This is a genomic window from Streptomyces inhibens (assembly GCF_022221585.1).
GTDB classification, from domain to species: Bacteria; Actinomycetota; Actinomycetes; order Streptomycetales; family Streptomycetaceae; genus Streptomyces; species Streptomyces inhibens.
The window spans coordinates 6,263,332-6,283,964 of sequence record NZ_CP084681.1; the positions used below are offsets into that span (position 1 = coordinate 6,263,332).

Annotated in this window: 18 protein-coding genes and 1 pseudogene; 11 read left to right on the top strand and 8 right to left on the bottom strand. The window is 69.6% G+C overall.

What is annotated here, in order from left to right; genetic code table 11:
• Positions 1-29 precede the first annotated feature (29 nt).
• Entirely contained in the window at positions 30-1,574 is a 1,545-nt protein-coding gene (gene hutH, locus KI385_RS28500) for a histidine ammonia-lyase (RefSeq protein ID WP_238575010.1), read from the top strand.
• 50 nt (positions 1,575-1,624) lie between these two features.
• Here hutH and KI385_RS28505 read toward each other — a convergent pair whose 3' ends face one another.
• The gene (locus KI385_RS28505) at positions 1,625-2,005 is read right to left on the bottom strand and encodes a hypothetical protein (protein ID WP_238575011.1); all 381 of its coding nucleotides are present in this window, start codon (positions 2,003-2,005) and stop codon (positions 1,625-1,627) included.
• 160 nt (positions 2,006-2,165) lie between these two features.
• On the opposite strand from KI385_RS28505, the gene KI385_RS28510 reads away from it, so the two are divergent.
• From KI385_RS28510 to KI385_RS28525, 4 genes are all read left to right on the top strand, one after another.
• On the top strand, positions 2,166-2,447 hold the full coding sequence (locus tag KI385_RS28510) for a hypothetical protein (RefSeq protein ID WP_238575012.1): 282 nt from the start codon (positions 2,166-2,168) through the stop codon (positions 2,445-2,447).
• Between the two features lie 332 nt (positions 2,448-2,779).
• The gene (locus KI385_RS28515; RefSeq protein ID WP_238575013.1) at positions 2,780-4,042 is read left to right on the top strand and encodes a L,D-transpeptidase; all 1,263 of its coding nucleotides are present in this window, start codon (positions 2,780-2,782) and stop codon (positions 4,040-4,042) included.
• 135 nt (positions 4,043-4,177) lie between these two features.
• Positions 4,178-5,140 carry a GNAT family N-acetyltransferase gene (locus KI385_RS28520; RefSeq protein WP_238575014.1) on the top strand — a complete coding sequence of 321 codons (963 nt, stop codon included), beginning with the start codon at positions 4,178-4,180 and terminating at the stop codon, positions 5,138-5,140.
• A 162-nt stretch (positions 5,141-5,302) separates the two neighbouring features.
• Positions 5,303-6,514 (top strand): DUF2786 domain-containing protein, encoded by a 1,212-nt coding sequence (locus KI385_RS28525; protein ID WP_425357100.1) that lies wholly within the window; start codon positions 5,303-5,305, stop codon positions 6,512-6,514.
• An 8-nt stretch (positions 6,515-6,522) separates the two neighbouring features.
• On the opposite strand, the gene KI385_RS28530 is transcribed toward KI385_RS28525, so the two are convergent.
• Positions 6,523-7,389 carry an AraC family transcriptional regulator gene (locus tag KI385_RS28530; protein ID WP_281066916.1) on the bottom strand — a complete coding sequence of 289 codons (867 nt, stop codon included), beginning with the start codon at positions 7,387-7,389 and terminating at the stop codon, positions 6,523-6,525.
• A gap of 25 nt (positions 7,390-7,414) precedes the next feature.
• On the opposite strand from KI385_RS28530, the gene KI385_RS28535 reads away from it, so the two are divergent.
• Positions 7,415-7,987, top strand: coding sequence for a class I SAM-dependent methyltransferase (locus KI385_RS28535; protein WP_238575016.1), 573 nt, complete (start codon positions 7,415-7,417; stop codon positions 7,985-7,987).
• Positions 7,988-8,039: 52 nt separating this feature from the next.
• On the opposite strand, the gene KI385_RS28540 is transcribed toward KI385_RS28535, so the two are convergent.
• From KI385_RS28540 to KI385_RS44015, 3 genes are all read right to left on the bottom strand, one after another.
• Positions 8,040-9,386 carry a lanthionine synthetase C family protein gene (locus tag KI385_RS28540; protein WP_238575017.1) on the bottom strand — a complete coding sequence of 449 codons (1,347 nt, stop codon included), beginning with the start codon at positions 9,384-9,386 and terminating at the stop codon, positions 8,040-8,042.
• A 767-nt stretch (positions 9,387-10,153) separates the two neighbouring features.
• Entirely contained in the window at positions 10,154-10,792 is a 639-nt protein-coding gene (locus KI385_RS28545) for a response regulator transcription factor (protein WP_281066917.1), read from the bottom strand.
• Positions 10,782-12,092 carry a sensor histidine kinase gene (locus KI385_RS44015; RefSeq protein ID WP_281066918.1) on the bottom strand — a complete coding sequence of 437 codons (1,311 nt, stop codon included), beginning with the start codon at positions 12,090-12,092 and terminating at the stop codon, positions 10,782-10,784. The genes KI385_RS28545 and KI385_RS44015 overlap by 11 nt, the downstream gene beginning before the upstream one ends.
• A gap of 163 nt (positions 12,093-12,255) precedes the next feature.
• Here KI385_RS44015 and KI385_RS28555 point away from each other — a divergent pair, with 163 nt between their 5' ends.
• Positions 12,256-12,807, top strand: a complete 552-nt coding sequence (locus tag KI385_RS28555; protein ID WP_238575018.1) for a hypothetical protein — start codon at positions 12,256-12,258, stop codon at positions 12,805-12,807.
• 1,075 nt (positions 12,808-13,882) lie between these two features.
• Here the strand turns inward: KI385_RS28555 and KI385_RS28560 are convergent.
• Positions 13,883-14,011, bottom strand: coding sequence for a hypothetical protein (locus KI385_RS28560; protein ID WP_425356967.1), 129 nt, complete (start codon positions 14,009-14,011; stop codon positions 13,883-13,885).
• A gap of 316 nt (positions 14,012-14,327) precedes the next feature.
• On the opposite strand from KI385_RS28560, the gene KI385_RS28565 reads away from it, so the two are divergent.
• Positions 14,328-15,083 carry a bestrophin-like domain gene (locus tag KI385_RS28565; protein WP_238575019.1) on the top strand — a complete coding sequence of 252 codons (756 nt, stop codon included), beginning with the start codon at positions 14,328-14,330 and terminating at the stop codon, positions 15,081-15,083.
• 34 nt (positions 15,084-15,117) lie between these two features.
• Here the strand turns inward: KI385_RS28565 and KI385_RS28570 are convergent, their stop codons facing one another.
• Positions 15,118-16,344 carry an RNA-guided endonuclease InsQ/TnpB family protein gene (locus tag KI385_RS28570; protein WP_238577886.1) on the bottom strand — a complete coding sequence of 409 codons (1,227 nt, stop codon included), beginning with the start codon at positions 16,342-16,344 and terminating at the stop codon, positions 15,118-15,120.
• A 78-nt stretch (positions 16,345-16,422) separates the two neighbouring features.
• Here KI385_RS28570 and tnpA point away from each other — a divergent pair, with 78 nt between their 5' ends.
• A complete protein-coding gene (tnpA, locus tag KI385_RS28575; protein WP_238575020.1) occupies positions 16,423-16,851 on the top strand; it encodes an IS200/IS605 family transposase in 429 nt (142 codons plus the stop codon).
• 247 nt (positions 16,852-17,098) lie between these two features.
• Here tnpA and KI385_RS44670 read toward each other — a convergent pair.
• A pseudogene (locus KI385_RS44670) lies at positions 17,099-17,218 on the bottom strand (peptide-methionine (S)-S-oxide reductase MsrA); the annotation flags it as partial.
• Between the two features lie 459 nt (positions 17,219-17,677).
• Here KI385_RS44670 and KI385_RS28580 point away from each other — a divergent pair.
• Together KI385_RS28580 and KI385_RS28585 are read left to right on the top strand one after the other, a co-directional pair.
• Positions 17,678-19,336: a PP2C family protein-serine/threonine phosphatase gene (locus KI385_RS28580; RefSeq protein ID WP_238575021.1), complete on the top strand. Its 1,659-nt coding sequence runs from the start codon at positions 17,678-17,680 to the stop codon at positions 19,334-19,336.
• Between the two features lie 270 nt (positions 19,337-19,606).
• Positions 19,607-20,602, top strand: a complete 996-nt coding sequence (locus tag KI385_RS28585) for a terpene synthase family protein (RefSeq protein WP_238575022.1) — start codon at positions 19,607-19,609, stop codon at positions 20,600-20,602.
• Positions 20,603-20,633 lie beyond the last annotated feature (31 nt).

The following is a 20,633-nucleotide window of genomic DNA, read 5'->3' on the forward strand; positions in this document are numbered from 1 at the left end:
CGGCGATTCAGTCTCTAGGGTGCCTGAATATGGATATGCACACTGTGGTGCTGGGGACGTCCGGCACGACCGCACAGGACGTCATCGCGGTGGCCCGCGGCGCCGCCCGGATCGAGCTGTCCGAGGAGGCCCTCGCGGCCGTCGCCGCCTCCCGCGCCTTCATCGACGAGCTCGCCGCCAAGCCCGACCCCGTTTACGGCGTCTCCACCGGCTTCGGCGCCCTCGCCGTACGGCACATCAGCCCCGAGCTGCGGGTCCAGCTCCAGCGCAACATCGTGCGCTCGCACGCGGCCGGTATGGGCCCGCGGGTCGAGCGCGAGGTCGTCCGCGCCCTGATGTTCCTGAGGCTGAAGACGCTCGCCTCCGGGCACACCGGCGTCCGCCCGCTCGTCGTCGAGACGATGGCCGCCATACTCAACGCCGGCATCACGCCCGTCGTGCACGAATACGGCTCGCTCGGCTGCTCCGGCGACCTCGCACCGCTCTCGCACTGTGCGCTGACGCTGATGGGCGAGGGCGACGCGGAGGGCCCCGACGGCGTCGTACGGCCGGCCGGCGAGCTGCTGGCCGCGCACGGCATCGCCCCCGTCGAGCTGCGCGAGAAGGAGGGCCTGGCCCTCCTCAACGGCACCGACGGCATGCTCGGCATGCTCGTGATGGCCTGCGCCGACCTCGCCCGGCTGTTCACCTCGGCGGACATCACCGCGGCCCTCTCCCTGGAGGCGCTGCTCGGCACCGACAAGGTCCTCGCGCCCGAGCTGCACGCCATCCGCCCGCACCCCGGGCAGGCCGCCTCGGCCGCCAACATGGCCAAGGTGCTGGCCGGTTCGGGCTTCACCGGCCACCACCAGGACGACGCCCCGCGCGTCCAGGACGCCTACTCCATCCGCTGCGCCCCGCAGGTCGCCGGCGCCGGCCGGGACACCCTCGACCACGCCCGCCTGGTCGCCGACCGCGAGCTGGCCGCCGCCGTCGACAACCCCGTCGTCCTCCCCGACGGCCGGGTCGAGTCCAACGGCAACTTCCACGGTGCGCCGGTCGCCTATGTCCTGGACTTCCTCGCCATCGCCGCGGCCGACCTCGGCTCGATCGCGGAGCGCCGTACGGACCGGCTGCTGGACAAGAACCGCTCGCACGGGCTGCCCGCCTTCCTGGCCGGCGACCCGGGCGTCGACTCCGGCCTGATGATCGCCCAGTACACGCAGGCCGCGCTGGTCAGCGAGCTCAAGCGGCTGGCCGCGCCCGCGTCGGTGGACTCCATCCCGTCCTCCGCCATGCAGGAGGACCATGTCTCGATGGGCTGGTCGGCGGCGCGCAAGCTGCGGACCGCGATCGACAACCTGACCCGGATCGTCGCCGTCGAGCTCTATGCGTCGACCCGTGCCATCGAGATGCGCGAGGGCCTGACGCCGGCTCCCGCCACCCGCGCGGTGCTGGACGCGGTGCGTGCCGCGGGCGTCGAGGGGCCGGGCGAGGACCGCTTCCTGGCGCCGGACCTGGAGGGCGCGTATGCGTTCGTACGGGCCGGGAAGCTGGTGACGGCGGCGGAGTCGGTCACCGGAAAGCTGGCGTAACAGGACGGCGGGGCGCCCGGACGGCTGGTGCCGGGTGCCCCGGGTGAGCCTCAGGCCGTCTCGTCGCGGGTGCGGCGGACGGAGTAGCCGACCAGGCCGGCGCCGAGCGCGAGACAGGCGGCGCCGCCGACCACGTACGGCGTGGTGTCCGGGCTGCCGGTGTCGGCGAGGAAGTGCCGCGGTGTGGCGGCGGCGCCGGTGTCCGGGCCGCTGCCGCGCGAGGTGGTCGTCGTGGACCGGGTGTCGGTGTCCTGTGCCCCGCTGTGCGCCCGGTCGGCCAGGCCCGATTCGACCGGTGCGGAAGCCGTCCGCAGACCGGAATTTGTCGCTCCGTCATCCCCCACGATCGCGTTGGCGGACGGTACGAACCACAGGGCGAGCAGCACCGATCCCGCGGCTGCGGCGGTCAGCAGTGGTCGTCGTGCGGACACGGAAGCGATCCCCCTTGTGGGTTCGGCGAATTGGCCGTTGACCTCAGATGTTAGTGACCGCCGCGGGTCGCGGGGAAGTCAGGACCCGTCCATGCCTAACCTCCGTGCTATGAGCAATGGTGAGACATCACGTTTTGTACGGCTTCATGTGGAACTGATCATGGAGATCGCGGACGCCGGGCAGCTGACCGGCGCCGCCCTCGACCACATCGACGGCGATCCCTCGCTGCCCGACGAGGAGCGCCGGCAGTCCCGGGAGACGGTCAAGGAGGATCCCGCGGAGGCGCTGGCCCAGCTGATCGATCCGTTCGACCTCGTCAACACCGTGCCGGGCACCGAGCTGGCGCAGGCCTCCTGGAGCAGCGAGGAGCTGACCGACTACGACCCGGACGCCGAGTGGGACGCGGCGGAATGGGACCTGGCGGACGACACGGCCGGGTAGCGCCGCCCGGTACCCCGACCCACCTGCTGATCACGACCCCCGTACGGCTTCCGGCCGTGCGGGGGTCGACTACGTGGGCGGCCCGCGGCGGCCTGATCGGCGCCTCGATCAGCGCCTCGTTCGCGCCGGCAAATGAATAAGTGGCTTTCCACACAATTTGTAGAGATTGGCCGGTGGCCCTCCCCACACTGTTGGGATGCACGGAACGGGCGAAACGGAAAAGGCGTTCATATGGCGTCGGCCGGAATGCCTGCGTCCACTCATGCCTGCGTTCAGTTGGCAGCTCGCTCGGGGATTTATGCGCAATCGGTAGTAATGGAGATGCACACGTGATGACGGACAGCAAGCGCCGCAAGGGCCTCATAGCCAGCGCCGCGCTGCTTGGGGGCGTACTCACGCTTGCGGCGTGTGGCGGCAGCAATGCGGCTGACCGGGGCGGTAGCGGTGCCGACGGCCCCCGGCACGAGAACACTCAGCAGGTGGACGAGGCGGCCGCGAAGGACGCCTCCGACGCCAAGATCACTATCTCGCCGAAGGACGGCGCCACCGGCGTGGGCATCAACAGTGATGCCGCGGTCACGGTCGGTGGCGGACAGCTCACCGACGTCACGATGACCTCCGTCGACTCCAAGAAGACGGTCGAGGGCGCACTGTCCGCCGACGGCACCTCCTGGCAGCCGAACCAGGCACTGAGCCGCGCGACGAAGTACAAGGTCACCGCGCATGCGGTGGACTCCCAGGGACGCACGGCGGTGGAGAACGCCACCTTCACCACCGTCTCCTCGGCGAACAGCTTCGTCGGGAACTTCACGCCGGAGGACGGCTCGATCGTCGGTGTCGGTATGCCGGTGTCGATCAACTTCGACAAGCCGATCAAGAACAAGGCGGACGTCGAGTCCGCGATCAAGGTCGCCTCCAGCAGCAACCAGAAGGTCGTCGGCCACTGGTTCAACGACAAGCGGCTGGACTTCCGTCCCCAGGAGTACTGGCAGGCGAACTCCGACGTCACGATGGAGCTCGGCCTTGACGGCGTCGAGGCGTCGCCGGGCGTCAAGGGCATCCAGAACAAGACCGTCAGCTTCCACATCGGTCACTCGCAGGTCAGCGCCGTTGACACCAAGGCACACCTGATGTTCGTGGTGCGTGACGGCCAGCTCCTCAGGAGCATCCCGATCTCGGCCGGCAGCGACGAGCACCCCACCTACAACGGCAAGATGGTCATCTCCGAGCGGTTCCAGCAGACCCGGATGGACGGCTCGACCGTCGGCTTCAAGAAGAAGGACGGCAAGGGCGAGTACGACATCCCCGATGTCCCGCACGCCCAGCGCCTGTCGGCCTCCGGCACCTTCATCCACGGCAACTACTGGGGCAAGGGCATCTTCGGCAAGACCAACACCAGCCACGGCTGCATCGGCCTGGAAGACGTCAAGGGGGCCAAGAACCCCATGACCGAAGCCGCCTGGTTCTTCGACAACTCGCAGATCGGCGATGTCGTCGAGGTGAACTCCCCGGACCAGACCATCAAGCCGGACAACGGCCTGAACGGCTGGAACATGGACTGGTCGCAGTGGGTGGCCGGCAGCGCGCTGAAGTGACGTCACGATGTGACAGCGCTGCCGACACCACATGACTCGATGTGATGTGACTGTTCGTGACACGCAGTGACCGACGCCCGGTGGTGCCGTGAAAATACGGCGCGCCGGGCGTCGTCGCTGCGTACGGTGCGCCACATGGAAATCGACACCGACGCCTGGTTCGCCGTGGTGGCCGCCGCTCACGCCCACGACCGGCCGAGCAGCCCCGCCCCCGAACGGGCCGCCGAGGCCGGCCGGCTGCGGATACCCTCCCTGCACAGCCGAGCCGTCCCGTTCACGCTGCCGGCTCCCGGCGGTGCCACCGGCTACGCGGGAGTCGCCCTGCTCCGCCTCTTCGACACCGAGGAGAACGCCGGCAACGCCTCCCTCGACACCCTCACGGTCCACCCCGACCAGCGCGGTCGCGGGGTGGGCCGCGCGCTGTGGGCCGAGGTGCGCACGGTTCTCGCCGCCGAGGGCCGTACGTCGGTGAGCGCCCTGGTCGAACAGGGCGGCGCGGGCGAGAAGTTCGCCCTGGCCCACGGCGCGGAGTGCGCGCTGCCGCTGGTGGCGTACGTGCAGGACGTCACCGCGCCGGCGGCCCCCGGCGGGCCCGGGAACGTCCCGCTCCCCGACGGCTATCGCTTCGCCAGCTGGAGCGGCGTCGTCCCCGACGAGCACGCCGCCGCGCACGCCCGTGCCCACGACGCCATGGAGGACGCGCCGACCGGCGATCGGGACGAACAGCACGACCCGTGGGACGTCGAACGGGTACGCGCCGCGGCCCGGGTCGTCCTCGACCGCGGCGGGGTGCTGCTGACCGTGGCGGTCATCGCGGAAGCGGACGGCGCGGTGGCCGGCTACACCGAGCTCGTACTGCCCACACCCGAGACCGTGCGGGCCGTGCAGTACGACACCGTCGTCGTCCCCCGGCACCGCGGCCGCGGCCTGGGCCGGGCGGTCAAGCTGCGGATGCTGGAGTATCTGCGCGCACAACAGCCGGGCGTACAGGAGATCATGACGACCGTCGCGGACGAGAACACACCGATGCGGGCGGTCAACGCGGCGCTCGGCTACCGCGCGGAGAGCGGCGTGGGCATCTATCAGCTGCGGCTCTGAAGCCGGGCAGCGTCCAGCGGCGACAAGCCGGGTCCGCCACCGCCGACGGCCTCCGGGGCGCGGCGGCCGCCGCGCCCTCCGTACAGTGACCGGGTGAGTGAGCGCGGAAGAATAGGGCGTGGCGGGCCGCAGCCGTCGGCGGCCGACGAGCTGGTGGCAGATGTGCTCGGCAGCGTCCGCTACGCGCCGGACGGCGAGCGCGCCGAGGACGCCATCGAGGCGGGCGCCTCGATGCTGGCCGCGGCCGAGGCCGGCTGGGAGGCGGTGAGCGCGGCGGTGGTCGCGGCCGCCGTGGCGGGCGTACGGCAGTGCTGGGCGGGCGGCTGGCACCCCGCCGACCTGGAGCGGATCGTACGGCGCGAGGCGGCCGACGCGGCGCTGGTGGCGCTGGTCGTCGATGCCATCGCCGCCGAGGCGGCCCGCGCGTCGGGGGCCCGGTCCGCGCACGACACCCGCTGGGCCGAGCAGCTGCACCGGCTCGGCGCCGAGGTCTGGTGGGGATCCGACCGCGGCTATCTCGACGCACTGGCCAAGCGCCGCCGCGCCTCCCGTTTCGAGATCGCGTACGACGTGCTGAAGGCGCTGCGCTCCCTCGCCCGGCTGCCCCGTATCGCCCCGCTGCCGACACCGCCGCAGGCCGCACCGACGAGGACCGCGGCCGGCGGCGCGGCCGCCTCGCGCGCCCTCGGCAAGATCCGCGGACTGCTCGCCAAGGCCGAGGCGACCGACTACGCCGAGGAGGCCGAGGCGCTGTCCGCCAAGGCTCAGGAGCTGATGGCCCGGCACAGCATCGACGAGGCGCTCCTCGACCGCGCGGACGGCTCCCCGGGCGGGCAGGCCGGCGGCCCCTCGGCGGTCCGCATCGGCATCGAGGGACCGTACGAACAGGCCAAGGCGCTGCTCCTCGACGCCGTCGCGGCCGCCAACCGCTGCCAGGCCGTCTGGGCCGCCGATGTCGGCTTCTCCACCCTCGTCGGCTTCGCGCCCGACCTGGAGGCGGCCGAGATGCTCTACACCTCGCTGCTGCTCCAGGCGACCGCCGCGATGAACCGCGCGGGCGACGACCACCACGCCCGCGGCCGCTCCCGCCGTACCCGGGACTTCCGCCAGACCTTCCTGGTCGGCTACGCGGACCGCATCCGCGACCGGCTGGCCGCGGCCACCGAAGCCGCCACGGCCGCCGCCACCGTCGAGTCCGCCGACGCGGCCCCCGACCTCCTCCCGGTCCTCGCCGCCCGCGAACTCGCCGTCGAGGAAACCACCACCGCCCTCTTCCCGGACACCGCCCCGGTCCGTCTGCGCGGCGTACGCGACGTGGACGGCTGGCACCAGGGCAGAGCGGCGGCGGACCGGGCGCGACTGGGAGACGGGTAAGCCCGCGCTCAAGCCTCCAGCGGCGCGAAGTACGCGCCCGGTGGCACCCCCACCGCCCGCCGGAACGCGGCGACGAACGCGCTCGGCGAGGCGTAGCCCACCCGTGCCGCCACCGCCGCGACCGTCCCGCCGGCGGCCAGCAGTGGCATGGCCGCCTGGAGCCGGACCCGGGTGCGCCACTGCCCGTACGGCATACCGGTGTCCGTGACGAACGCACGCGCCAGCGTCCGGCCGCTCGCGCCCACCCGCGCGCCCCACTCCGCCAGCGTCCGCCCGTCCGCCGGATCGGCGCGCAGCGCCTCCGCGACCCGGCGGGCCCGCGGGTCGCGGGGCATCGGGGCCTGCACCGTGGCGACCGACACCGGGCGCAGCTGATCGAGGACCACGGCCTCGGCCCGTTCGCGGGCGGCCGCGGCCAGGGTGTCGTCCGCCAGATACGAGATCAGCTCGCGCAGCAGCGGTGAGACGCCGACGACGGTGGGCGCGGTCCAGCCGACCGGGCAGCGCGCCGGCAGGTAGTACAGGCTCCGGAAGAGCGCCGGGCCCGCCGCCCCGGTGGCATGGCGGGTGCCGGCCGGGATCCACAGCGCCATCGACGGCGGCAGCACCCAGGTGTTGCCGACCGCCCGTACGGCCAGAACTCCCCGCCTCGCCCAGGCCAGTTGATGGTGAGCGTGCTGATGGGCCGGGAACCACTGCCCGCCGCCCATCGCGAAGCTCCCGACAACGACGGCCGCTTCGGCGGGCGGCCCCGGCGGTGCCACCTGCCGTTCCGGCCCGTCCTTCCCACCCGGTCCGTCCTGCCCGCCCGGAAGGTCAGCGGCGTCGTTGTCCGTCCTGCGATACAACATGTCCCCCTGTCGCGTGGTGGTCACGGCGGCCGCTTCCTACGCTCGGCCCATGACCTCCATGAACCGTTATCACCAGTGGTTGTGCAACTCCCGGACGTGGGCCCGCTCGGTGGAGAAGGACCTGCTGCCGTGGGCCCTGGAAGACGTCCAACTGGACGCCGACACCTTGGAGATCGGGCCCGGATACGGTGCCACGACGCGCGTGCTGGAGCGCCTGGTCGGCGGCCGGCTGAGCGTCCTCGAGGTCGACGAGGACGCGGCCGGGCGGCTGCGCACGGAGTACGGCGGCCGGATCGACGTCGTGCACGGCGACGGCAGTGCGATGCCGCTGCCGGACGGCGGCTTCGACGCCGTCGTCTGCTTCACGATGCTGCACCATGTGCCGTCGCCGCGGCAGCAGGACCAACTCTTCGCGGAGGTGTGCCGGGTGCTGCGCCCCGGCGGTGTCTTCGCGGGCTGCGACGGCCGCGCCGGCCGCGGCTTCCGCCTCATCCATCTGCGCGACACCTACGTTCCGGTGCCCCCCGAAACCCTCCCGGACCGGCTGCGCGCGGCCGGCTTCCACGACCCCGACATCACACTCACCCACGACAACTTCCGCTTCCGGGCGGTCCGTCCGTGAAACGCACAGCAGCGGATGCAGAAGATGCAGCAGAGGGAGAAGGACTCAGACCTCAGCTGAGCAGCAGGGCCGCGTCCCAATGCCCGGACGGCGCCCGGCCCGTGGCGTAGGTGTGCAGGGCGAGCCCGATCCCGGCGGCGCCCTCCAGGAACCCGGCGCGGTGCGCTGCCAGGGACCGGTCCGGCGGCAGACCCGGACGCTCGTAGTGGAAGCCGAAGGGGAGAGCGGCGTCGTACGCGTCGAGGACCGGTGCGGCCAGCCGGGGCACCAGCTCCGTCAGGCGCCGGTCGCCGCTGTCGTCGGCCATCCGCCAGGTGATGTGCAGCAGACCGGCCCAGCCGTGGCACAGCGAGCTGTCGGTGGCCCCGGGCGGCCGCAGCCCCAGCGCATCACCCAGCGCCTGCACGGCCGTACGACGCCAGTCGGCGCGGTCGAGCGCGCGCCCCGCGAGATACAGCGCCCGCGCCACCCCCGGCGTGCCGTAGCACCACGCGACCATGTTGTCGTCCACGGCGGGTGCACGGTCGCCGGAGAGGAAGTCGTCGAAGCCGATCGCACCCGGCCACAGGCCGTCGTACCGCCGGAACGCCAGGAGATGGTCGGCGATCCGGGCCATGGCCTCTTCGTGGCCGGGGACGCGGATGCCCTCCTCCCAGCCGCGGGCGAGCAGCACCAGCGGACCGCAAATACCGTGTGCCAGCCCGAGGTTGAAGTGCCCGCGGGTGAAGCGGGCGTCGGGGTCGACGGCCGGCTGGGTGGGCACCCACCAGCCGGGGACGGTGTGTCCATGGGCCCTGACCGGGCGGGTGAGCCGTACGAAGTAGGAGAGGGTGTCGCGCAGAAGCCGAGGGTGGCGGGCGGGGTCCAGGAGCAGATGGCGGGCGAGTCCGGCGGCGCCGGCGAGGGTGTCGTACGCGCCCAGTCGCGCACCGGCCCGCCCCGCGTCGAGACGGGCGCTCTCCTCGGCGAGCAACGCCCGTAGCTGCGCGCCGACCAGCTCGTCGAGGTGGTCGAGCAGCTCGGCGTAGTCGTCCGGATCGTGCCTGGCGGTGCGTGCCGCGAAGGCCAGCGCCGGTGCGCCCTCGAAGAGGCAGCCGCCGCTGGGCGCCGGCAGTTCCCGGGTGGCGGCGGTCAGATGGGCGTGTATGGCGGTGCGGTGCGCGGGGGCCGTGCGGGAGAGCTCGGCGAAGAGCAGCGCCACTCCGGGGTGGCCCTCCGAGAGGGCGAGACCGTGCCAAGGGGGCTCCGGCGCCGGTCTGCCCGGACAGCGGTCCAGGTTGCCCGGGGCGGTGGCGGCCCGCACCACGCTCCCGGGGTCGGCGAGTCGTTCGGCCAGGTCGGCCACGATCCGCCCGGCGCTCTCCCGCGCGGTGTCCTTGGCGGCTACCGGAGCGGTCATCGCTTCCTCCTGCGTCGGTCCTGGTGGCGTGTACGGCGCCGCGGCCCCGCAATCCGTAACGGCCGCAACTGCCCTTCTTCGGGCCCGCCTTCCGTAAAGCCGACGCGGTTTTCCGCCGCACATGACGCGGGATGAAGAGGTGCGCGCAACACGCCACATCTCGCGGACGGGAACAGTGCCTGATCCTTCACGACCATTTTTCTTTTTTCTCTCGCTTTTCTTTCGCTTTTCGCTCGCCGCTTTCCGTCCGGCGAACCTCCGGCCATCTGGGGCAGTGCGGGGGTAACACGTAACGGGCAACGCTCGGTTACGCCCGGCGCACAGGTCAGCGTTGAGTAATGCGTATGCGGCCGTCAAGGCCACGATCGGGAAACCTCATCGCCAAGGAATGGCCGAAATCCAGGCCCGGCCGGAGATGGGCAAATTCGTTTCTTCTCTTCTCCGGTGCGTTCCTGGCGCCGGACCGGACGGGGGCGACGGCGCTACGGCGACCGAAAGCCGATGAAGAAGACACGGGCTCACCACCACGGACTTTGCCCCGAGTTCGAGCCCATTCGGACAACGGCCTCCCCGTGTACGGGCCGATCACCAGCCGTCCGCCCGGCGCCACCGCCGTGGTGAGCAGATGCCGCACCAGGAGCTCGGCACGGACGACGGTGAGCGCATCGCTGTCCGACCTCCGGAAGGTGACTGCTCTCAAGGGGTGCGCGGGCGCAGGAGGGGCGTCACAGGGAGAGGGGCGGCCGGGGCGGCGCGGCTCCCGGGCGCTAGGACAACAACCCGCGCTCCCACGCCGTCATCACGGCCGCGGTCCGGTCCGACACCTCCAGTTTCTTGAACGCGCGCAGCAGGTGCGTCTTGACCGTGGCCTCACCGATGAACAGCTCCCGGCCGATCTCCGCATTGGTCAGACCCTGGCCGACCAGCCGCAGCACCTCGCACTCCCGGCCGGACAGCAGCGGCGCCTCCACCGCCCGCGCCCGGAACAGCTTGGTGGCCAGCGACGGCGTCAGCACCGTCTCACCGCGCGCCGCAGCGTGCACCGCGCCGATCAGCTCCGCCCGGGAACTGCCCTTGAGGAGATAGCCCGCCGCGCCCGCCTCCACGGCGCGCAGGATGTCGGAGTCCTCCTCGTAGGTGGTGACGATCACGACCTTGGTGCCTGGCGACCGCCGAAGGATCTGCCCGGTCGCGCCGACCCCGTCCAGCCCGCCCATCCGCAGATCGAGCAGCACGACGTCCGGAGCGAGCCGGCCCACCAGCGTCACGGCCTCTTCACCGGAGCCCGCCTGCCCGACGACCTCGATCCCCGGGTCGGACTCCAGCATCGCGCAGAGCCCCTCACGGACGACGGGATGGTCATCGGCCAGCAGCACCCTGACCGTGGCCGCCTGCTCAGCGCCCATGGCTCGCCCCCTCCGCCGCATGGCCCAGGGACGCCTCCACCCGGGGCGCCTCCGCCGGGGGCGCCTCCGCCCGGGGCGCTTCCACCAGGGGAACCTTCACTTCGACGGTGGTCCCCTCCCCCCGTCCACTGCTGACCGCCGTCACCCCGCCGATCTCCGCCACTCGTGCCCGCAAGCCACGCAACCCGAAGCCCCCATCCCGATCGTCTTCCCCCGCATCCTCTCCCGCGGCCGCGTCGAAACCCTCGCCGTCATCGGTGACGACGAGAGCGACATGACTCCCGGCGTACCGGAGCGTGACCACCACCCTGCGGGCGGCGGCATGCTTGCGGATGTTCGCGAGGGTCTCTTGCGCGCCGCGCAGCAGGACGACGCTGACCGCCATCGGCAGGGGCTGTTCGTCCCCCTCGACGGCGAACCGCACCGGCAGCCCCGTCTGGGCGGTCAGAGCGTCCGTCTGCCGCCGTACGGTCTGGGCCAGCGAGCTCTCCCGCAGCGAAGCGGGCGTCCGGGCGGCCACAAAATCGCGCGCCTCGACCAGGCCCTCCTTGGCCGCCCGCCCGGCCAGCGCCAGGTGTTTGCGGGCACGGTCCAGGCCCGGGGCTCCCTCCACCTCCGATTCGGCGGCCTGAACGAGGCCGATGATGCTGGTCAGGCTCTGCGCCAGGGTGTCGTGAATCTCCCGCGCCAGCCGCTCGCGTTCGGCGGCGATGCCGGCCTCGTGCGACAGCCGAGCCATCTGTTCGCGGTTCTTCCGGAGCTCTTCGATCAGCTCGGCGTGTTCCTTGTTCTGCCGCACCACCCGCTTGATCCACAGCCCGAGGAGTACGGACAGCGCGATCCCGAGCAGCGAGGCGAGCAGCACGGACAGCACAGCCGGGGACGCGGTGCCGCCCTGCCACCACAGCATCGTCACGGGGACGAGATTGCCGAGCCCGGCGACCACGATGGCCGGCCTGGTCGCCAGGCTCATCATCACCATCGGGACGATGGCGAACAGGGCGAAGGAACTCATCAGATCGACCGCGCCGGCCACGACGAAGAGCACGAAGAGGCCGACGGGGAAGACGACGTTCCGCCGGTCGCTGTCGTGGCGCAGCATCAGCGGCCGCCCGACGCCCGCGTACCAGGGCACGGCCAGCGTCAGCGCGCCGATGGCGATGACACGGTGACTCTGCGGGACCCCGGACGTGAACACCAGCCCCGTGGTGACCAGATAGCAGATCACGAAGTAGCTGTCCCACAGCCCGAACCACCGCACCCGCGCCTCGGCCGCGCGCCCCACCCCAGCCTCCACCATGCCCCTGTCCTATCACCCGCCCCCCACCGCCGCGCTGTCCACCGACCGGTGGACACCCGAATCCACCGGTCGGTCGTCCCGCGACAAAGTCCCGCCGCCATAACGTCGTTGAGGACATGCCGCGGACGCCGCGGTTTTCGTAAAAAGAAAGGCCCGGCTGCCGATGAGCCACCTGAGTCAGTTCGTCATCGCACTCATTGCGAGCGGAACAATCCTCACCATCATCCTCGCGACCGACCTGGGCCACCGCCGGCTCACCAATATGCGGATGCTGCGTTCCGTGATCGCGGTCGCCCTCATCATCGCAATCTTCGTGCGCTCCTTCCCGACTTCCGGGAACGCGCCGTCGTTCCAGCTCATCGGCCTCGGCGTGGGCGTGATCTGCGGCCTGGTGGCCGGCGCACTGCTCCCCGCACACCGCGGCACCGACGGCCGGATCTACACCACCGGCGGATTCGGATATGCCCTCGTCTGGATCGTCCTCTCCAGCGCCCGGGTCCTTTTCGCCTACGGAGCCGAGCACTGGTTCACCGACGACCTGATCCGCTTCAGCATCGAGAACGAACTCAGCGGCCCGGACGTCTACGCAAATGCCTTTGTCTTCATGTCACTTGCCATGGTCCTCACCCGCACCGCGGTCCTCGTGACAAAGCGCCACCGAATCCGCAATGCGGAGGCGAATGCGAGGGGCACGGAACAGCCTGCTGCGATCTGACGGCCATTCATCTGCGGCCTGACGGTCATTCATCCATCGGCCGGAGACGGTGTAAGCGGTCCAGGTCGCCGGCGAGCAGGTCGTCGTGCGTGAGGGTGAAGTCGCCGTTGGCCAGCGTGGCCGCTTGTGCCGCGGTACGTCCCCGAGCGCAGCTGGGATCTGGGTCGGATCGGCTGCCAGCAGCACGGTGTAGATGTCGTGTTCGAAGACCTCGACCTGCGAATCCTCCCAGCTCATCCATGCGATGTCGTCAGGCATGCCCACCGGGACGGGTCGGACCGCGTCGACCATGCGGTGGAGGACATCGCCGGTGCGCCCCACCGGGATGAAGTGCTCCCGCGTCATGCGCGAGGCGGAGTGGCGTCGAAGCAGGTCAGCAACGGACTACTGGTCGATCCGCAACGAGCACGAATCCGCCTATCTACGCTGCTGTCCAGCCAAGGAGGGGCAGCACGTACAGACGGCGGGAGCAGACCCAACAAAATGCAGGTCATGGCAACCTCGGGGGCGGCAGGAAAAGGGCTTGGTGGTCTGGGCAAGTAGTGGGGGGTCTTAAGTGGCCTTCTGCTGATCGCCGCGTGGATCAACCATGCGGCAGGACCAATCGTGGTGATCGTGCTCTCAGCAGTCACTACCGCGTGGTGCTTCTTCCGAGCCCCTGTTACGTGTGGTGCTCCGGTCCGAGGGCGAGATGACGGCTGCCGGAACAACGCTTCGGGACTTCTCATGGGATGTCCGCAGGTCCGCCAGCACCGCTGGCAGAAACTTAAGCTACGCGCCTTCTGCTCAGGCCTGTTCTCGGATGGCAAGGCCACCATCGTCACGCTCGCAGGCGTAGGGAGCTTTGTCTCCGGCCTCGTCGCGCTTGTCCCAGGCGTCGTCGTCCACTGACCGGCCGAGCGAAGCACGTGGCAACACAACCCGGTAGGGACGGGCGTCAAGCTAAGTGACCCATCTGGGGAGAGCTGGGGCGGGACTGCCCTACGGCAATCGCACGCCGACTGATGGCTGAGAGCGCCTGCGCGGCTGCTTGATCCACGTCAAGCCGTGGTGGGGGCCTCTGGTTCCTGGGCCGTCAGGACCGGGCGTTCGCCGCCTGCTCGGCGGCCTCCAAGGCGAGGTGCCATGGATAGGCATCCGGTCGCCCCTGGCCCAGCTCGTTGGGTACGAACCCACCCTCGCCGTACAGAACGTGCACCCTCATGGCGCGCAGGGTCTCGCGGGGCCCGGCCAACAATCCCGGGCCCCGGGGCACACCGGCTGATCCACAGAGGCCTCTCCTCTTCTGAGCTGAACACCTCCGTTGCGTCCCGGGCGAGCCCCCGTCCCGTGCCGGGTGGATGCCGATCATGTGCGGTCGTCTCGCGCCGAAGATGCGGTCATCTCGCGCTGAAGAGACGAAGAGGGCGTGTCCACAGACCGGGGCTTTCGTTGGCCACCGCGCCGGTGGTGGCGGGTGTGGGGTATGTCAGGAGCGTGGAGCGGTGACCCGTTGGATCGTGATCAACCTCCCTTCCTGGTTGCTGCTGGCAGGGCTCGTCGTCGGTATCGCCGGCGGGACAGCAATCATCCAGGCGTTTGTCCGGCACCGATTCCCTCGCCTCAAGCAAGGCGAGCACAACGAGGTCGCACAGTTCCTCTTCCCTGTTATCGCTGTTGTCTACGGGTTCCTCATCGGCTTCATCGTCCTCGCGCTCTGGGGCCAGGTGAACTCGGCAGACCAGACGACGCGGACCGAGGGCGCCGCGGCGGTGCAGATGGCCAGGGCCCGCAATGTGTTCGGCACGGCCGAGAGCGCACGGATCCGGCAGAGCCTGATGGAGTACGGACGCGCGGCGGCGGCCGAGTGGCCCCACGCCGCGCGCGGCAATACCACGCCCGAGGCGGAGAACGCGCTGAACCGCCTGCACAGCACGTACGAGAACATCAAGCCCCGCAGCGATACCCAACGAGCCTTCCTCGCCAGCTCGCTCGCGTCCCTGAGGGAATTGGATCTCGCACGAACGGGACGGCTGCTTGAGGCACGCAGTAACGTCGGCCCACCCCTGTCCTTGTGGATGGTGATCTTTCTGACCACTGGACTGGTCCTCGGGTTCTCCGTCGTCTTCGGCTCCGAGCAGGCTCAGATGCACTACGGGATGGTCGGGGCGGTGAGCGTCCTCGTTGCCGCCAACCTGTTCCTCGTCACAGAACTGTCCTATCCCTTCCTCGGTGAGTTCTCCACGTCACCGGAGCCACTGAACGCGGTGGTCAACGTCCTGTCGTCGCCTCATTGAAGTGCTCTTCCGGCTGAAGCCGGGAGATTCCTGCTTACCTTGCGGCAGCGGGCTTGACGCGCTTCGCGCGCCTGACGACTGCCCTCCCGGCAGCCGGGATGAGCGCGAGGCCCATCCGGTACAGGTGCAAGACGTTCCGGGCTGCGTTGTGGTCGGCGTTGCCCGACCAGCCGCAGTCCGGGTTCTTGCACACGAACACGGCCTGGCTCTCCCGGTTGCCGGGCGTGGTGAAGCCGCACGCCGAGCAGCGCCTGGAGGTGCCGGGGGCGGGGACCTTGTGCAGGGTGCCGCCGAGCTGGGCGGTCTTGTACGTCAGCATGGTGACCGTCCGGCCCCATGCCTCCCCGCTGATGGAGCGGTTCAGCCCAGACTTCTGGGCGACGTTCTTCCCCGGCTCCTCGATGGTTCCCCTGGCCGACTTGACCATGTTCGTGATGGTGAGCGCTTCGACCACGACGGTGCCGTATGTGCGGGCGATGACGGTGGTCGTCTGGTGCTGCCAGTCCAAGGCCCGGCGCTTGGCTTTCGCGCGGAGTCCTGCGATCTGGTCGTAGGTGCGGTGCAGCCGGCGGCTGGTGCGCTCGCCGGGCTTGCGGTGCTGCTTACGCTGCGCGGCGCGCTGCTCCAGGTGCAAAAGCCTGGCCTTCTCCTTGCCGGTCAGCCATTCGCCATGCTCGTACGTTTCGCCGTCCGAGAGGGCTATGGGCACGGTGACACCCACGTCGATGCCGACGTCCGGCCCCTGGTGGGGATCGGGCTTGACCTCCAAGGTCTGAACACGGAAGGCGATGTGCCAGCCGAGCGCGTCCTTGATCAGTCGTGCCCCGGTGATCCGGTTGTTCGCATTGGCACGCTTGCCGACCGGAAGGTCTTTGGTCCACCGGAAGCGGACCCGGCCCACCTTGGGAATGTTGACCATGCCCCAGCGGCGGTGCACGCGGGTGATGTTCAGGTCGCGGCCCTGCGGGATGTCCACGGACATCACCGTGCGGAACCGGCCCTTGAAGTTCGGGGCGTCGGCGCGGCCCTCCCAGCAGTTCTTCCACGCCCGGAAGTACGTCTTGAGTACCGCTTGCGCGGCCTGGGCGGGGAGGGCGGCCAGGAAGTCGATGTCCTCGCGGGCCTGTCGGATCGCGGCGTCCGCGTTCGCAAGAGTCCGCATTTCCTTCGGCATCATCCGCCACCACGCGTGGAGAAGATTCCACATCGTGCGGGCCGCGTGCGCCTGATCATCCGCCGCGCGAACCCCGGCAGGAGACAGCGAAAGCCGGGCACGGTGCCCGAACTGTCGCTTGACCAGGGCGTCTTGACTCACGACCGAGAAACATAATATTGGTTTATGTCACCGCGCTGGAATCCTAATCCCGACGTACGCACCGGACGTCACGTCGTCCACAACCTGCATGTTCACTTGGTTTTTGTCACGAAGTACCGGCGGAAGGCGTTCACCGACGCCATGCTGACCCGCACCGAAGAGATCATGCGGGAGGTCTGCGACGACTTCGAGGCCGAACTGAAACAGTTCAACGGCGAACAGGACCACGTCCACCTGCTCGTGCACTACCCGCCCAAAGTCCAGCTCTCCAAGCTGGTCAACTCCCTCAAGGGCGTCAGCTCCCGCAGGCTCCGCCAGGAGTACGACAGCCACGTCCGCCGGTACCTGTGGGGCGGACACTTCTGGTCCGGTTCCTACTTCGCAGGATCATGCGGCGGGGCACCCCTGACCGTCGTCAAGCAGTACATCGAAAACCAGCAGCGTCCCGTCTGACCGTCACCCCGGAGCCGCAGAGCGCTCCGGCGCTCCGCGCCTCCGGACCAAGGATGACCTTCACCCCCGCCCTGAAGGGCGGAGCACTGGCCAAGATCAGAGGTAGACCGGAGGGCGGGGTGCGGCCGGCGGCCATGCCGCTGCCGAGGCCTGATCGCTCCGAAGCTCTGAGCTCGGGAATTACGGGGTCATCCGTGCCAAGCGGGGCGTTCGCCCCTACGCCCTGCTCCGGCCAAGATTCCCAAGGTCAGTCCTCGACGGGCGCGATCCCCGTCGGACACGAGCCCCAGCCGCCTTCGGATGGGTCACTTAGCTTGACCCCCGTCCCGCCGATCCCGCAGTAGCCGTTGGGGTTCTCGTCCAGGTGCAGCGGTCGGGGGCAAGGCCGGCTCGTACGGGTTGAGGCGCCCAGCTGGGCGCCTGAAACGAAGCGGCGGGCGCTCTGCCAGGACCCACCTGTGCCGCGCGTTGAGCGACCGGCGTGGGCCGAGCGTAGGAACGCCTTCGCTTGCCCGGTCGACGCGGTCTGCCGGGTGGGACGTCTGGCGAAAGATCCAGGAAGTTACTACCATGCGCACGATCCGGCCACAGCTGGGTCGGTCCGGCGATCTTCCCTGGAAGGGCGAGAGCACGCTCCGCTGCAAGAGCCCGTTCGCATCTAGGAGGGAATGGTGTCGCAGTCCCGCAGGCTCTCGAGTCGCCTCACTGGCTGGTTTCCATCGGCCGCCCGTTGCACTGCGTGGCTCATCCGGTCGAGCCCGGTCGGCTCCTCAGAGGGAAGTAGTGCACGCCGCCGCAGGGGGATCCAGTGAAAGACGTCGGGTCGGTGCGTACTGCCGTATTCCGGGAGGATGAGTCCAATCCCGGCGCCTTCCAGGCCAACGCGAGCATCGTGCAGGCGGGTTTCTTCTTCTGGGAGATCTCCACTGGCGAGGTGAGCTGCGATCCGCTCACCCTCGCGCTGCACGGCATGCCCGAGAACGGCCCGTCGGACATCTCGAGCTTCCTGGCCGCAGTACACGAGTCCGATCTGGCCGATGTGCGCGATGCCTTGGGGTTGATAGCGGAATCCTGCGGCAACTACCAGATCGAGTACCGCGTCACCTCCGACGACGGCCACCGGTCCCTGGAAGCCCGGGGCCGCGTCCTGCCCGGCGCCGACGGGCTGCCGGCCCGCATGGTTGGAGTAGTCATGGACACCACGGCCGTCCATGAGCGTCACGAAGCGGAGAGGCGGCGGCTGTACGAGCGCGCCACCCGTGACCGCTGGATGCAGGAGCTGACCGCGGCTCTGGCCGCCGCGGTGACGGTCAAGGACATCATGGCCGCCGCACAGGCAGGACTGCGTACCTTCGGAGCAGGCGCGCTGGCAGTGATCGCCCCGGAGGGGGACCAGTTGGCCGTCGTCGCCTCGTGCGCCGACGACGAGCAGGGCGAGGACTCCATGCGAGTCCTCGACGCCACGGTCCGCACACTCGTGGAGGAGTCACTCGACCGTAGGGCGCCCGTCCTCATCGGCTCCGCGGACGCGCTGATCACCGGATATCCGCACCTGGCACCGCTCGAGCAGTCGGCCCGACAGGCGTGGGCGGCACTGCCGCTCACGGACTCGCGCGGCCGCGTCAGTTCCTGCCTCGTCAGTTTCCCCGAGCCGCAGGAATTCCTGCCGGAGGAGCGGGCCCTCCTGGTCGCCGCCATGGGACTGCTCGCCCAGTCACTGGAGCGAGCCGGCATGTACGAGTCGGAACACGCGCTCGCGACCGAGCTCCAACGCGGCATGCTGCCGCGTGGGCCGCTCACGGTGCCGGGTGTGACCATCGCCGCCCGCTACCAGGCCGCCACCTCCGGCATGTGGATCGGTGGGGACTGGTACGACGCCATCAGCCTGCCCGACGGCGGCGTGGCTCTGGTCATCGGAGATGTGCAGGGACACAGCGTTCACGCCGCGTCTCTCATGGGGCGGCTGCGCACCGCCGTGCACGCCTACGCGAACGAAGGACACCCACCCGCGGCCGTCCTGGAACGCACCAACCGCCTGCTGGCCGAGCTGAACACCGACCCGGACAGGGCCCTGTTCGCCACGTGCTGCTACATCGCGCTCACCCCCTCCGACGGAAGGCTCCAGGTGTGCCGGGCGGGCCATCCGGCCCCAGCGCTGATCACGCCCCGCAAGCCGCCGCGCCTCCTGGAGGTCCCCGGCGGCCTCCCTCTGGGGATCGACCGGGAGCAGCGGTACCCGACCACCCGCCTGCGCATCGCTCCGGGCAGCGTGCTCGCGCTGACCACCGACGGCCTGCTCGAGGCCGTGAACAAGGACATCGACCAGGGCTTCGAGAGGTTTCTCCGGGGTCTGCGGGGGGCTCCCACGGCGGACCTGGAGACCGTTGTCGATGCCCTGCTTGCCGGTACGCAGAAGGCTCACGGCCTGGGCGACGACGTCGCTCTGCTCCTGGCTCGTCTGAACAAGCCCGACCGCCGCAGCTGACCCAGGCCCGACCCGGAATGTCCTCAACTGGCTGGGATCGCAGGGCACTTGTATCCACGACCAATCGAATTTCCCGTCTGCGGTGCTGCCCGGCGCAAGACGAAGAGCGCCAAAGAAACGAGACCTCTGTCGAACGTCATCGACCAGCAGGGTAATTTACATCGGTGGTTGGGACTGCCTGGTCATGCTCCATGCGGGCCTTGGCATGCCGCATCGGCAATGTCGCTGGATGCCGCGAATGGCAGAGAATTACCGAGAGCGAGCTGACGTATGGAAAATTTCCGAATTCCGGACCTGTACATACCCGTACTGGCAGCGCTCAATCCAGAACTCCAGGAGGCCGCGGCGGCCGCTGAGGCGTGGTTGGACGAGTTCGGTCTGGTGCCCACCGAAGAGGCACGTCGGCATGTGCAGCGCACTCGTGTGGACCGGCTCACCGCGTGGCTGTGCCCGAACGCCTCACAGGAGGCGCTGACGCTGATCACCCAGTGGAACGCGTGGCTGTTCCAGTTGGACGACCAGTTCGACGATGACCCGGTGCGCGGTTACCAACCCGAGCAGTGGCGGGACGCGTTCGGTCCGTTGTTCGCCGTATTCGACGGAAACGTTACGACTGGGCGACTGGCGCGTTCTCTGGCCGATCTGTGGCGCCGTACCGTGGCTGTCCGTTCTTCCGCATGGCAGCGCAGATTTGTCCCGCACCTGTTGTGGTATTTCGACAGCTACCGGGCCGATATGATTCATCGGGAGGAAGGGCGTGTACCCGGCCTGCAGCAATATCTCGCCCATCGCCGTGCCTCATTCGCATTCGACGCCGTTCTGGACCTGATGGAAATCGGTATCGGTGTGGACCTGCCCGACCAACTGCATGCGAATCCAGCCTTCGCGGACATGCGAGAGGCAGTGATCTACGCGAATGCCTGCATTAACGATCTCTACTCGCTGCCCAAAGAACTCGCCCATGACTACGCGTTCAACGCCGTCGCGGTGATCTGCCACCATCACCGGTGCAGCCTCCAGGAGGCGGCGGAGCGAGTGGCCGTGATGCAGGCCGGATACGTCCAGCGCATCCTCGATCTCGAACAGGTCCTGCCCGGGCGGCTGGCACGTTCCGGCCTCGCCGACGACGTCATCGTCGACGCGCTCCGCTGTGTCAGGGACTTCCATGCGCTCACCGCCGGGAACGTCGCCTGGTCGAAGGAGACCGGGCGCTATGCGGAGGTAGAGGCCAAGCCGACCTATCTGGCGGACTTGTTTATTCCGTAGGACCCGTCGGCCGTCGCCCATGCACGTCAGG

Excerpts from the sequence above, each read along its gene's own strand:
- hutH (WP_238575010.1), top strand. The coding sequence starts at position 30 with ATGGATATGCACACTGTGGTGCTGGGGACGTCCGGCACGACCGCACAG.
- KI385_RS28510 (WP_238575012.1), top strand. The coding sequence starts at position 2,166 with ATGGAGATCGCGGACGCCGGGCAGCTGACCGGCGCCGCCCTCGACCAC.
- KI385_RS28515 (WP_238575013.1), top strand. The coding sequence starts at position 2,780 with ATGACGGACAGCAAGCGCCGCAAGGGCCTCATAGCCAGCGCCGCGCTG.
- KI385_RS28520 (WP_238575014.1), top strand. The coding sequence starts at position 4,178 with ATGGAAATCGACACCGACGCCTGGTTCGCCGTGGTGGCCGCCGCTCAC.
- KI385_RS28535 (WP_238575016.1), top strand. The coding sequence starts at position 7,415 with ATGACCTCCATGAACCGTTATCACCAGTGGTTGTGCAACTCCCGGACG.
- KI385_RS28540 (WP_238575017.1), bottom strand. The coding sequence starts at position 9,386 with ATGACCGCTCCGGTAGCCGCCAAGGACACCGCGCGGGAGAGCGCCGGG.
- KI385_RS28545 (WP_281066917.1), bottom strand. The coding sequence starts at position 10,792 with ATGGGCGCTGAGCAGGCGGCCACGGTCAGGGTGCTGCTGGCCGATGAC.
- KI385_RS44015 (WP_281066918.1), bottom strand. The coding sequence starts at position 12,092 with ATGGTGGAGGCTGGGGTGGGGCGCGCGGCCGAGGCGCGGGTGCGGTGG.
- KI385_RS28555 (WP_238575018.1), top strand. The coding sequence starts at position 12,256 with ATGAGCCACCTGAGTCAGTTCGTCATCGCACTCATTGCGAGCGGAACA.
- KI385_RS28560 (WP_425356967.1), bottom strand. The coding sequence starts at position 14,011 with ATGAGGGTGCACGTTCTGTACGGCGAGGGTGGGTTCGTACCCAACGAG.
- tnpA (WP_238575020.1), top strand. The coding sequence starts at position 16,423 with ATGTCACCGCGCTGGAATCCTAATCCCGACGTACGCACCGGACGTCAC.
- KI385_RS28585 (WP_238575022.1), top strand. The coding sequence starts at position 19,607 with ATGGAAAATTTCCGAATTCCGGACCTGTACATACCCGTACTGGCAGCG.